The organism is Acidimangrovimonas pyrenivorans (assembly GCF_042643245.1).
In the GTDB taxonomy this organism is placed as follows: domain Bacteria; phylum Pseudomonadota; class Alphaproteobacteria; order Rhodobacterales; family Rhodobacteraceae; genus Acidimangrovimonas; species Acidimangrovimonas pyrenivorans.
The window spans coordinates 176,761-189,459 of sequence record NZ_JBHRSK010000017.1 but is presented as its reverse complement, the minus strand read 5'-3'; the positions used below and the strand labels follow the sequence as shown (position 1 = coordinate 189,459).

The window sequence follows — 12,699 nt, the reverse complement described above, 5'->3', positions numbered from 1 at the left end:
GTCCTTGTTGTTCGGATTCAGCCGCGCCCCCGGCCTCCTCTGCCGGAAAGCGCGAAAGTGAAGACGAGCGCGACGACAAGCACGGCGCCCTTGACGAAATCCTGGGTGTAGTAGGGGGCGTTCATCATCGTCAGACCCTGCAACAGGATGCCGACGAAAAGCGCCCCGACGGCAGTGCCGAAGGCGTTGGGCTTGGAAGCGCCGAGCACGGCGAAGCCGATCAGCGCCGCCGCGACCGAGTCGAGCAGCAGGTTGTTGCCCGAGGCGACGTCGCCCCGCCCCAGCCTGGCAGCCAGCAACACGCCCCCGAAAGAGGCCAGCGTGCCCGAGATCATGTAGGCGAGGATCTTGTAGCGGTCGACATTGGTGCCGGCCAGGCTGGCCGCCTGCGCATTCGACCCGATGGCATACATCAGCCGACCGTGGCGGGTGAGTTCGAGGAACAGCCAGACGCCGACCGCGATCACCACCAGGAAGATCACCGACAGCGGCACCAGGTTCGGCGCGAAGAAGTCGACACGGTGGCGGCCGAGCATCAGGAAGGTTTCCGAGAAATGCCCCTTGGCGACATCCCCATCCGACAGCGTCATCCCGGTCGAGATCGAGCGGCCCTGGGTCGGGATGCGCTGCAGCCCGACCAGCAGGAACATCATCCCCAGCGTCGCCAGCAGGTCGGGCACCTTCATCTTGACGATCAGCAGCCCGTTCACCAGCCCGACGACGGCGCCCATGGCCAGGCAGAGCAGCACCGCGGTCACCGCGCTCTGCTCCCAGACCACCATGACATAGGCCGACAGCATCAGCGCCGAAGTCGCCACCGCGCCGATCGAGAGATCGAAGCCGCCGACAACGAGGGTCGCGGTCACGCCAAGCGCGAGAATGCCGGTGATCGCCACCGATTGCAGGATGAACACCGCGCTGAACGGGGTGAGGAAGCCGTCAGCCATGGTGCCGAAAAAGGCGATCAGCCCAGCCATCAGCGCGAGGAAGCCGTATTTGATGGCGATGTCGATGAGAGTGCTGCCCTGCGTCATCTCAATTCCCTTCGGCGCGTGTCGCGGCGGCATCGACCACTTCGGCCATGATCGCGGACACGTCTATGTTTTCGTTTCGGTGTTCGCCGACGATCGAATGCTCGCTCATCACGAAGATCCGGTCGGCGATCTCGAGCGCCTCGTCCAGCTCGGCGACGAAGACGATCGTCGCCCGGCTGCCGGCGGTCTCGCGGATCTTGTGGCCGATGTCGCGCCGGGCCTGGATATCGACGCCCTGGAACGGCTCGTCGAGGATCAGCAGGCGCGAGGCCTCGGCCATCCAGCGCGCCACCATCACCTTCTGCTGGTTGCCGCCCGAGAGCGTCAGGATGCCGTCGCCCGGCCCCTGACAGACAACGCCCAGCGTGTCGATCATCCGCCGCGCCGCGCCCCGTTCCGAGCGCCTGCTGACAAAGGACATCCGGCTGTGGCGGCGGGTGAACGGCAGGGAGATGTTGCGGGTGATGTCGAAATCCGCGACCACGGCGTTGACCAGCCGATCCTTGGGGCACAGGAAGACGCCGGCCTCTATCGCGGCGCGGGCGCTGGCCGGCCGATGCGGCTTGCCGTCCAGCGTCACGGCCCCCGAGAGCGGCCGCTCGAGCCCGAACAGAACCGAGGCCAATTCGGACTTGCCGCTGCCGACGAGGCCGGTGACCGCGATGACCTCGTTCTCGCGCGCGGTCAGCGAAAAGGGCCGCGCGCCCTGCCGCAGCACCAGATCGCTTACCTCGACGACCGTGCGGCCCGGCGTCGGGACGGCGATATCGACCTCGGTGATCTCATGGCCCAGCATGGCGCGGACCGATCCGGAATAGTCCAGCGGCTTCTCTTCGAACAGGCCCGAGATCCGGCCGTCGCGCATCGAGACGATGCGGTCAGCGAGGCGGCGGATGTCGGACATGCGGTGCGAGATATAGAGCACGGCGACGCCGCGGTCGCGCAGCCGCTCGATCAGCGCGAACAGGCGCTCGGCCTCGAGGGCGGACAGCGACGAGGTCGGCTCGTCGAGGATCAGCAGTTGCGGATCGCGTGCCATGGCGCGGGCGATGGCGACCAGCTGGCGGTCGGCGAGCGTGAGGTCGGCTACCTGATGGCCGACGTCGATCTTCAGCCCGACCCTCAGGGCGATCTGGCGCGCCTCGTCCCGCATCCGGCGACGGCGCAGGAAGAAGCCGGCCCCGTCCGCCAGCGTGTCGAGCAGCAGGTTCGAGGCGACGTCGAGATCGGGCACGACGCCGTCATTGATGTTCTGGTGCACGGTCACCACCCCGGCGCGCAGCGCCTCGGACGGCGAGGCCGGCGCGAAAGGGCGATCCCCCAGCATCACCGTCCCCTCGTCGGCCGAATGCACGCCGCAGAGCACCTTGACCAGGGTCGACTTCCCCGCGCCGTTCGCGCCCATCAGAACGGTGACCTGGCCGGCCGGAATCTCGAGGTCGATCCCGCGCAGAACCTTGTTGCGCCCGAACGCCTTGTGCAGACCGGACAGCCGGATTGCGGCTTTTTCCAAGACGAATTCTCCTCCACTCGGCTTGAAGCTACCGCCGCAATCTTTCAAATGTCAATACAATTTGACAATTGCGAGAAAACTCGGAATTCTGCGCCCGAAGACACGCAGGCGGCGTCCGCGAAGCGCCGCGCGAGGGAGGACACCATGAGTGATGAAAGCTATGAAGCCCTGAGACCGGACACGCTGGCCGAGCGGCTGGGGGCGATCGACGCGATCCGCAAGCGAGTCGGCGATCCCGCCAGTTGGCAGGTGCGGGAGGTCGGCGACGGCAACCTCAACCTGGTCTTCATCATCGACGGCGCGGCAGGCAGCGTGATCGTCAAGCAGGCCCTGCCCTATGTCCGCCTGGTGGGCGAGGCCTGGCCGCTGCCGCTCAGACGCGCCTTCTTCGAATACAACGCGCTTGTTCGGCAGGCGGCGCGCGATCCCGGCGCGGTGCCCGAGCTGTTCCATTTCGACGAGGCCCAGGCCATGGTGGTGATGGAATTCCTCAGCCCGCACGTGATCCTGCGGAAAAGCCTGATGGAAGGCCGGCGCCACCCCGATCTGGGCGCGGTGCTGGGACGGTTCTGCGCCCGCACCCTGTTCCGCGGCTCGGATCTGTCGATGAAGACCGCCCAGCGCAAGGCCGACCTGGCGCTTTTCGCCGGCAATGTCGAACTGTGCGACATCACCGAGAATCTGGTGTTCTCCGACCCCTATTTCGCGGCCGAGATGAACCACCATACGCCGGGGCTCGACCCGATCGTGGCGCGGCTGCGCGCCGATATCGACCTCAAGATCGCCGCCCAGCACATGAAGGCGGCCTTTGCCAACAACGCCGAGACGCTGCTGCATGGCGACCTGCACACCGGCTCGGTGATGGTCAGCGACAGCGAGACCCGGGTGATCGACCCGGAATTCGCCACCTATGGCCCGATGGGCTTCGACATCGGGATGCTGATCGCCAACTTCCTGATGGCCTATTACGCCCAGCCCGGCCATGCCGAGGCCCCGGGCGCGCGCGCCGACTATCAGGAATGGATCCTCTCGGTCGTCGACGAAATCTGGGCGACTTTCAGCGACGAGTTCACCCGCCTGTGGCGCAGCGAGCGGACCGGCATCCTCTATCAGGCCAGCCTGTTCGAGGATCAGGGCCACGGCTTCGGCGCCGAACAGGCGCGGATCGAGCGGCTGGCGGCGATCTGGCGCGACACGCTCGGCTTCTGCGGCATCGAGATGCACCGCCGGACCCTGAGCCTCGCCCATATCGCCGAGTACGACCAGATTGCCGACGAGGCCAGCCGCGCGGCCTGCGAGGCGCGCGGCCTGGTGCTGGGCCGCGCCCTGGCCGTGGGGCGCGCCAATTTCAACGGGATGGCCGAAGTGCTCGGACTCGCCCGCCAGATCAACGGAGAGGACTACCTATGAAAATCGACGGCAAGCATTTCCGCTCGATCTGGCGCATGCCGACGGGAGAGGTGCAAATCATCGACCAGCGCTGGCTGCCGCATGATCTGCGCATCGTGACGCTGGCAACCCGACAGGATTTCGCCGACGCGATTCGCGAAATGTGGGTGCGGGGCGCACCGCTGATCGGCGCGACGGCGGCCTATGGCATGGCGGTGCAGATGGCCGCCGATCCCTCGGATGACGCGCTGAGGGAAACCTGGGAAATCCTGCACGAGACCCGGCCGACCGCGATCAACCTGAAATGGGCGCTCGACGAGATGACCCGGGTGCTGGCGCCGCTGTCCGCCGGGGACCGTGCCGCGGCGGCCTTCGCCCGCGCCGACGAGATCTGCGAAGAGGATGTCGAGACCAATCGCCAAATCGGCCTCAACGGGCTCGAGATCATCCGCGAGATCGCCCGCAGGAAAGGCGGCGGCCGGGTCAATGTGCTGACCCATTGCAATGCCGGCTGGCCGGCGACGGTCGACTGGGGCACCGCGACCTCGCCGATCTACCACGCCGTCGAGGACGGCATCGACGTCCATGTCTTCGTCGACGAGACCCGGCCGCGCAACCAGGGCGCCCAGCTGACCAGCTGGGAACTGAACAGCCACGGCGTCAGCCACGACCTGATCGTCGACAATGCCGGCGGCCACCTGATGCAGCATGGCGAGGTCGATCTGGTGATCGTCGGCACCGACCGGACCACGGCGCGCGGCGACGTCTGCAACAAGATCGGCACCTATCTCAAGGCGCTGGCGGCCAAGGCGAACGGGGTGCCGTTCTACGTCGCCCTGCCCTCGCCGACGATCGACTGGACCGTCAGTGACGGGGTCAAGGAGATCCCGATCGAGGAACGCGGCGGCGAGGAAGTGACGCATGTCCAGGGCCGCGATCCCGAGGGACGCATCATTTCGGTGCAGATCTCGCCCGATGGCACGCCGGCGCGCAATCCGGCCTTCGACGTCACCCCGGCCGAACTGGTGACCGGGCTGATCACCGAACGCGGCGTCTGCCCGGCCACGGAAGAGGGGCTGGCGGCGATGTTCCCCGACCTCAAGGGGCGCTGAGCGCGCGGGTGGGACGGCGCCGGCGCATGTGACGCCGGCAGCCGTCAGGCCCGCCTTGGGGGCACGGGCCGCCGGGAGGCAGGCCGGCCAGCCTTCCCGCCGGTCTCAAAGCAGGATGCCGGCCAAGGCAGCGCGCGCTCCGGCACATCCGGCAAGAGCCACGGGGCGCGGGCTGTCTAGGCGCTGGCAAGCAGCGCCTCGGCAACCCCGAGGCTGGTGACCATATGGCTGACATAGCCGCCGCGAATGGCGGCCAGAGAAGCCTCGACCTTGTCGAGCCCCGGCGTCACCAGGATACCCATCTCCAGCCCGACCAGCCGTTCGAGCGGAATGCCGATCATCCGCGGCTCAAGCGGGCCGTCGATGCCGCGGCCCGTGCCGTCGATGAAGCGGCCGCAAAGCACCGCCTGCGCGCCGCGAGCGACATACCATTCCAGATCCTCCTGCGACGCCACGCCGCTGCCGACGACATGGCTGTCTGGCAGGCAGGTGCCGACCGAGAACAGGAACTTGTTGCAGGTCTCGAGCCGGGCGAGCTGATCGTGGATGATCGGCTCGGCGCGCAGCTCGGCCGCCAGCTCGGCCCGTGACAGGATCGCCGGGGCATGCAGGTTGTAGCAGCGCGCCCCCAGCCGCTGCGCCAGCCGGGTCGAGCAGGCCTCGGCGGTGAAGCCGTAGGGTGTGGCCATCGAGCCGACCAGCTGCAGGACCGCCAGATCGTCGATCCGGGTCTCGGCGGTGGCCTCTGCCAGTTCGTAGATCGTCCGCCCCCAGGCGACGCCAAGCCGGTCGCCCGGCGCCAGCAGCTCGGGCAGCCAATCGGCCGCGCCCTGCACCACACGGTAGAAGGCGGTCTCGGTATCGGCGCTTTCGTCCGGCACCACATAGGCCGCCTTGAGCCCGAAGGCCTGGCACAGCTCGACCGCCGAGCGATGGGTGGTGAAGGCCTCGGAATTCAGCGAGATGCGGACAAAGCCCTGCTCGCGCGCCTCCTGAAGATAGTTGACGATGGTCGCGCGCGAGATGCCCAGGCGGTCGGCGATCTCCTTCTGGTTCAGCCCCTGCTGGTAATACATCCACGCGACCTCGATCACGACATTCTCGCCGCTGATCCGCCCCGTCGTCCTGCGTTTTGTGCCGGCCATCGCCTCCCCTCATTTTATTTATGACAGATGCCTTTGACTTTTGTATAACAGCCGCGAGAAATCAACAAGCGGCGCGCTGTGCCGCCGGCTGACCGCAACAGGAGCTTTGGAATGATCGCAAATCGTTGGCAAGACAGTGACGCACGCGCACTGCAGGACGCAGCGGGCCCGGCCCCCGAGGCAAGCGAGCTGGCGCTGCGAGTCTACAGCTCGCGGCTGATCGGTGCCGACCCCGACCTGGTGATGCACGGGGGCGGCAACACCTCGGTCAAACTGACGGCGTGCGACGTCTATGGCGACGAGGTCGAAGTGATTCACATCAAGGGGTCGGGCTGGGACCTGGGCACGATCGAGGCCGCCGGCCTGCCGGCGGTCCGGCTGGCGCCGCTGATGCGGCTGCGCGAGCTGGCGGCGCTGTCCGATGAGGACATGGTGAATGTCCAGCGCTCCAACCTGCTCGACTCGACCGCGCCCAACCCCTCGGTCGAGACCCTGCTGCATGCCTACTTGCCGCATAAATACGTCGATCACACCCATGCCACCGCCTTCCTCGCCCTCGCCAACCTGCCCGAAGTGGCCGAGGCGACGCGCGAGATCTTCGGCGACCGCCTCGCGCTGGTTCCCTATGTCATGCCCGGCTTCGCCCTGGCCAAGCTCGCCGCCGAAACCTACGAGGCCCATCCCGACGTCGAAGGGCTGTTGCTGATCAACCACGGCCATTTCGCCTGGGGACCGGACGCCAGGTCATCCTACGACCGGATCGTCGAACACACCAACATGGTCGAGGACTGGCTGGCCCAGCGCCGGCCCGAGCCGCTGCGCCCGGTGGCGGCCCAGCCCGAGACCGACCGCGCCGCCGCCCTGTCGGCCCTGCGCGGGGCGCTCGGCGCGCATCTGCCCGAAGGGGCGGCGATGCCGGTCTTCGACATCCGCGCCGGCAGCAAGGTGATGTCCTTCCTGGCCCGACCCGACCTCGACAATCTGGCGACGCGCGGCGTGGCGACGCCTGACCATGTGATTCGCACCAAGGGGCACCCGCTGGTGCTGAACGCCGCGGCGGTGGCCGGCGGGGCCGGCCCGATCGGCGCGGCTGTCGACAGCTTCGTGCAGGACTACACCGGCTATTTCGAACGCCAGGCGCCGCGCTTCGGCGGGGCCAAGACGATGCTGTCGCCGCTGCCCAACCTGGCCTGGATGGCCGGCATCGGGCTGGTCGGGATCGGCGCCGACGCCAAGGCGGCCTCGGTCGCCGCCGATATCGGCGAACAGACGCTGCAGGTGATGGGCGACGGAGAGGCCGCCGGCGGCTTCCGACCGATCGGCGAAGACGACCTGTTCGACATGGAATACTGGTCGCTCGAGCAGGCCAAGCTGGGCAAGGGCAAGAAACCCGAGATGCAGGGCCGCGTCGTGCTGGTCACCGGTGGTGCCGGGGCGATCGGGCTGGCCACGGCGCAAGCCTTCGCCGCCCGTGGCGCGACGCTCTTCCTGGTCGACCGCGACAGCACGGCGCTGGAAGCCGCGCTCGACCAGCTTGGCCGCGGCCATGGCGGAATCGCCACGGACATCACCCGCTCGGGCGCTCCGGCCGAGGCGGCGGCCGCCTGCGCGGCGCGGTTCGGCGGGCTCGACATCCTGGTCTCGAATGCCGGCGCGGCGATGACCGGCGACATCGCCACCCTGCCCGACGAAACCCTGCGCGCCTCCTTCGAGCTCAACTTCTTCTCGCATCTCGCCTTCGCCCAGGCTGCCACGGCGGTGTTCCGGGCGCAGGGGCGCGGCGGGCAGATCCTGTTCAACGTCTCGAAACAGGCGGTCAATCCGGGCAAGGGCTTCGCCGCCTACGGCCTGCCCAAGGCGACCACCTTCTTCCTGTTGCGCCAACTGGCGCTCGAGCTTGGAGCCGAGGGCATCCGCGTCAACGGCATCAACGCCGACCGCATCCGCTCGGGCCTGCTGACCCCCGAGATGATCGCGTCGCGCGCGGCGGCCCGCAAGGTCGACGAGGCGACCTATCTGGGCGGCAATCTGCTCAAGCGCGAGGTCGAGGCGCGCCATGTCGGTGAGGCCTTCGTCATGCTGGCACAGGCCGAGCGCACCACCGGCCATGTGATGACCGTCGACGGCGGCAATATCGAGGCCGCGCTGCGCTAGGCCCCGACACGCGGCCCTTCCGCAGCGAGGGCGCCGCGAAAATCTCCCGACGCCCGTCGGGAACCGGGCACGACGGAAACGGCGGGGAGAACTCCCGCCGTTTCTTGTTCCGTTTCTTGTTTCGGCGGGCGTTGTTGCACTGGTCCGGGACAGATCGAGCCGCAGCACCGGAGAGACCGGTTCTGTTCTGACCGGTTGGTCGTGCGGTGGCGGGGGGCAGAGGGCTTCGGCATGGATCAGAACCTGCACGCAGGATTCGCGGGATGAGCCCGGATCACCGACAAGTGCCACAACGCCCGGTGGCAGAGCCACTTTGACCGGCTCCAGGTAGAGAATTGATGGCGCCGTCGTTTACATCTTTGCCGAGATTGCCCAGTGTTCTTAAGCGAGTAACCCGTATGTGGACGCTTTGGAGCCGGCGCTGTGCAAGGTATCGAGTTTGATCTGGGATTAGCCCTTTCATTTTGCATTGGATGCTTGGATGGAAGGGGCGCGGCGAAAGTCTCCTTTTCGAGCGTGCCGGCGGCCACGTGCACCAGGGTGTCAGACTGATGCTTGCATGGCTCCCGGGGATACCTGTCGAGCGCCTGCGCTGGGCCGGATATCTATCTATTATTGCGGCAATATTTCTAACCTGGCCGGGCTCGTTCCCACTCGATGACGCCTACATAAGCCTTCACAACGCGCAATCTCTGCTCGCCGGATGGGATTACACCTTCGATACCGATCCTCTCGTCGGAGCAACCAGCCCAGTGCATCTGGCTTTGCTGTCACTTTTCGGGTTGGTTTTGCCGCTTCCTCTCGCGGCGATAGTTTTATGCGGCATTGCCGCCATTCTATACGCGGCGGGCTTGGAAGCGCTCGTCGTCAAGGCCGGTGCCAGAGGATGGAGGATTCCGGTGCTGGTCGGCATTGGCCTCCTCATCGGCACACTCCCAATTCAGCTGGCAAACGGTCTCGAAACCGGGCTCGCGATGGCCACCGTCGCATGGCTGGTCGCCCTCGAGGACGACAGGAGATTGCCCTTGCTTGCCGGCCTTGCGCCTTTCATACGCCCGGAACTCGGCCTGCTTTCCGCGGCGGTCATCTTGCGGCGGATCATTGGGCGGCCTCCAGCGGAAAGCGTGAAGATCGTGGCCCTCGCGATGGCTTCCGCGATGCCGTGGACGATATGGGTCTGGCTCGTGACCGGCCACCCCTTGCCGACGACCGCGAGCGCGAAGATTGCCTTTTATGCCGATACCGACACGCCGCTTTTCGAGCGCCTCCATGCACTCGGGTTTGCACTGCTCGAGTCGAAGCTGGCGCCGTTGGTTGCGCTTGGCAGCGTTGGTTTCTTGCGAAGCGGGGGATGGCCTTGCAAAGTCTTCGTCGCCGGGGTGCTTGGCGTTTCCATGACGGAGCTGCCACACTCGGTTGACTTCAACGATGCGCGCTATCTTGCGCCTCTCATGCCGATATTCGTAGCTGGTCTTGCTGCCTGGCGTCGGACCGAAAGCGCGATTGTCCTGGTCGCAGCCTGGACGCTGTTCTGGGCCCCTTCTGACTTGCATCGCCTTCAGTCCGAGCGGCAATTTGACAAGAGGCAGCTGGCCTTGGTCGGCCAGATGACGGCACCACTGCCGGCAGGGGCACGGGTCTTGATACATGATGCCGGCATGGTCGCCTGGGCCGCGCCGCGCTTGCATCTTGTCGATGCGGTCGGACTGGAGACCCCGAGCAGCATCTCGTGGCACGAGAAGTTCACCAAGGAAGCCTGCGCATGGTCGCGCGCGCTGGATCACATCGCGCGCGAAGGCAGAGTTCACTATGCGCTGATCCTGGAACAGCCGTTCTGGCGATGCATCGGAGAAAACCTGGCGCAGGCCGGTTGGCGGCTCACGCCTCTGCCGAGCAGCGGCAGCGTATACCAGTTGTTTAGGTTGACGGCCCCTGCGTCGATCGGCGAACGGGATCGCAACAAGGGGTAGGCGCAGAGGGGCGGGTGCCTGCCGGACCAGGCTGATTGTCCCGGCGCAAGCGGACGGGCGGCCGCAGGGCGAAGCGGAAGACCGGCCCGGGTAATGTGGCGCGCGTGACGGCGGCCCTGATGCGCGCCAGGGGGACAATGCTCTTGTCCCATACGGACTGGCCGTCGTCTCAATGACATCCGCCCGGAGCGAGATACCCTGATGCTCCCGAGAAACGAGCAACAGCAGCCCCGACTGGAGCTGCTGTTGCAATTTTATTGGTGCAAGAATTGCAGCCGGAAGGCGCAGAATTGCAGATTTACGGTTGGCTCAACACATCAACACTGTCCCGTCGGCTACAGTTTAGCCAAATCCTCCCCGAGGAGGAAAAATTCTCCAACAAAATCAATGATGAAATTTCGCGGGACCCGATTTCGGCGGCGAAAATTGCCAAAGAGTCGAAGAACAGCGAGCCGAACTCTTGCAGGGTCAGCGGCCCGGGCCCAAATGCGCCGCGGTGTTCCGGATATGAAAAAGGCCGCCCCGAGGGGCGGCCTTCCGTGAACTAACGAGATTTGGGTGATCTACAAATCAACGCGCCGGTAGTAGTCGCGCGGAAGTCGGCTCAATTCTGCGATCGGCGCGATCCCTTGATCGAGAAGTTCCTTCTTCACCTCGCGCGGCGTCTTCCCTTGGTTTTCCGCCAGTTCCACCAAGCTCACATAGTCCTGCGCGAAGCGCTCGACCTCTTCGGAGGCATACCGAAACCGAATAGTCCCCCGCGCGTTCGCGAGCGGCGTTCCATTGAGGAACGGGCGTCCGGTATCGTCGCACTGCGTTCGCAAGGCGTTTACATGCGACGACGTCAGACCAAATAGCGATGCAACCTTATCTTGGGCGAAGCCAAGATCTTCGCCGTTCTTTGATGAGACTTCGCGCACCTCATCCGGATCGACGAGCACGGAGCGGAAGCGGAGTTCTTCCGGGAGAAGCTCAAGCCTTTCCAGCTTTCCGTCCAGCACCAGTTGGACGATGTCGACGACCGGCAACCGCGCGATCTCTGAGGCGGCGATCAGATCCAGCATGCCGTCGCTCGCAACCGCGACAGCCTGACCTCGGGTCCGGAACCGCACCAGGAAAGTCTCGAGCTCGTCGATTGCGACGCCAGTCAGAACGCCGCCGCGATCGCCCAGATCGGGGCACAACTGACGGACGATCCCTTGTCGAACCAGAGCCTGCGCTTGGGTCCGGTTGCAGTTAAGGTACTCGGGCACCCTCTTGATCGGCAGCGAATTCCGGATGCGCAGGGCCAATGCTTCAGCCTCGGAAGCATCGGCACAAGCCGAATTATCGATCGTATCTTCGTTCTCGATGGATAGGAGGCCCGCCCGGGATAGCGCACGGTTCAGCGTCTTCGGATGCAGACCCGTTGCCTTGGAAAGGCTGCAGACCGAATGAAACCGGCGGCGGTCGACGATCTCACCGAAGAGATTTGTCCCGGCCTCAATGGCCATGGTATCCAAGATGTACTCGCGAACGACCGTGCGGATCGGCCCGCGATCCCGGTTGCTCTTGTTGAATTGCAGCCATTGGTAAAGCCGTCCGAAGACTGCTTGGGGGCCACCTTTCTTGTCGCCTTCACGGTGGTCCTGACGGATCTGATCCATCGCCAAACGGAGGCCCTCCTCGCCTTTCGCAGCAGCCTCGAATCCGGCAGCGCCTGCTTGATCCCATTGCGCGTCGGTCAGGTGGTCGAGTTTGCAGTGGGCGCCGAACTCGAGGCAGGCACCGACCATTTCGCAGGCCTTGGCGGCTTGATCTATCGTCTGGCCATCGAGCCATGCCGGACCGTGGGCGCCGTCGAACCGGTTCTCGACATAGAGCTGCAGAGGAGAGACCTTCCTCTGATCAGATTCATCAACCAGCCGTGCGAGTTCAACATCGCTCGGAGCGACGATGGCCATATCCTGAAAACCCTGCGAGTAGTGGGTGTTGCGCGTACGGGAGAGCTCGATCCCATGTTTCGGGCAACTCCTGACCGGCATGAAGAACCAGTTCACGCGACCCACGCGCATACTGGCCGAGAGGTTGCCCGGCCCGGTGTCATCGAGCAGGCAGGCCGGGCAGAAGGTCGTGAAGGCACTCGCGCTGAAATGCGTGCCGAAGCGTTCTCCCCGGTGGACGAAGGTGCGGTCGCGTTCGTGAACATACGCCCCCTCGCGGATGCGTTCCTTGGAAACGCCAGTCATGTCGCGCAGGCGCTCGACAGAGGAAGTAGAGCATTTCACGACGTCCTGTTGGCTGAGTCCGATAGCGGCAAGCCAGTCGCGGCTCTCACGACCGCTGTGGAAGGTCGCCAGACGTGCCACCCAGGAGATCGTACTTTCGCCATCGAGCATCGGA

General features: G+C 65.6%; 8 protein-coding genes. 4 read left to right on the top strand and 4 right to left on the bottom strand.

Annotated features, from left to right (window positions below):
- Positions 1-17 precede the first annotated feature (17 nt).
- On the bottom strand, positions 18-1,034 hold the full coding sequence (locus ACFOES_RS19045; protein WP_377834965.1) for an ABC transporter permease: 1,017 nt from the start codon (positions 1,032-1,034) through the stop codon (positions 18-20).
- Between the two features lies 1 nt (position 1,035).
- Positions 1,036-2,547: a sugar ABC transporter ATP-binding protein gene (locus ACFOES_RS19040; protein ID WP_377834963.1), complete on the bottom strand. Its 1,512-nt coding sequence runs from the start codon at positions 2,545-2,547 to the stop codon at positions 1,036-1,038.
- A gap of 144 nt (positions 2,548-2,691) precedes the next feature.
- On the opposite strand from ACFOES_RS19040, the gene mtnK reads away from it, so the two are divergent.
- Both mtnK and mtnA read left to right on the top strand, forming a co-directional pair.
- Positions 2,692-3,957 carry an S-methyl-5-thioribose kinase gene (mtnK, locus tag ACFOES_RS19035; protein WP_377834962.1) on the top strand — a complete coding sequence of 422 codons (1,266 nt, stop codon included), beginning with the start codon at positions 2,692-2,694 and terminating at the stop codon, positions 3,955-3,957.
- Complete coding sequence (gene mtnA / locus ACFOES_RS19030; protein ID WP_377834960.1) at positions 3,954-5,048, top strand: S-methyl-5-thioribose-1-phosphate isomerase; 1,095 nt, start codon at positions 3,954-3,956, stop codon at positions 5,046-5,048. The genes mtnK and mtnA overlap by 4 nt, the downstream gene beginning before the upstream one ends.
- A gap of 176 nt (positions 5,049-5,224) precedes the next feature.
- Here the strand turns inward: mtnA and ACFOES_RS19025 are convergent, their stop codons facing one another.
- Positions 5,225-6,193 carry a sugar-binding transcriptional regulator gene (locus ACFOES_RS19025; protein ID WP_377834959.1) on the bottom strand — a complete coding sequence of 323 codons (969 nt, stop codon included), beginning with the start codon at positions 6,191-6,193 and terminating at the stop codon, positions 5,225-5,227.
- 111 nt (positions 6,194-6,304) lie between these two features.
- Here ACFOES_RS19025 and ACFOES_RS19020 point away from each other — a divergent pair, with 111 nt between their 5' ends.
- Together ACFOES_RS19020 and ACFOES_RS19015 are read left to right on the top strand one after the other, a co-directional pair.
- On the top strand, positions 6,305-8,347 hold the full coding sequence (locus tag ACFOES_RS19020) for a bifunctional aldolase/short-chain dehydrogenase (RefSeq protein ID WP_377834957.1): 2,043 nt from the start codon (positions 6,305-6,307) through the stop codon (positions 8,345-8,347).
- Positions 8,348-8,820: 473 nt separating this feature from the next.
- Positions 8,821-10,317 (top strand): hypothetical protein, encoded by a 1,497-nt coding sequence (locus ACFOES_RS19015; RefSeq protein ID WP_377834956.1) that lies wholly within the window; start codon positions 8,821-8,823, stop codon positions 10,315-10,317.
- A gap of 563 nt (positions 10,318-10,880) precedes the next feature.
- On the opposite strand, the gene ACFOES_RS19010 is transcribed toward ACFOES_RS19015, so the two are convergent.
- Complete coding sequence (locus ACFOES_RS19010) at positions 10,881-12,695, bottom strand: TniQ family protein (protein WP_377834955.1); 1,815 nt, start codon at positions 12,693-12,695, stop codon at positions 10,881-10,883.
- Positions 12,696-12,699: the final 4 nt, after the last annotated feature.

Excerpts from the sequence above, each read along its gene's own strand:
- ACFOES_RS19045 (WP_377834965.1), bottom strand. The coding sequence starts at position 1,034 with ATGACGCAGGGCAGCACTCTCATCGACATCGCCATCAAATACGGCTTC.
- mtnK (WP_377834962.1), top strand. The coding sequence starts at position 2,692 with ATGAGTGATGAAAGCTATGAAGCCCTGAGACCGGACACGCTGGCCGAG.
- mtnA (WP_377834960.1), top strand. The coding sequence starts at position 3,954 with ATGAAAATCGACGGCAAGCATTTCCGCTCGATCTGGCGCATGCCGACG.
- ACFOES_RS19025 (WP_377834959.1), bottom strand. The coding sequence starts at position 6,193 with ATGGCCGGCACAAAACGCAGGACGACGGGGCGGATCAGCGGCGAGAAT.
- ACFOES_RS19020 (WP_377834957.1), top strand. The coding sequence starts at position 6,305 with ATGATCGCAAATCGTTGGCAAGACAGTGACGCACGCGCACTGCAGGAC.
- ACFOES_RS19015 (WP_377834956.1), top strand. The coding sequence starts at position 8,821 with ATGCTTGGATGGAAGGGGCGCGGCGAAAGTCTCCTTTTCGAGCGTGCC.
- ACFOES_RS19010 (WP_377834955.1), bottom strand. The coding sequence starts at position 12,695 with ATGCTCGATGGCGAAAGTACGATCTCCTGGGTGGCACGTCTGGCGACC.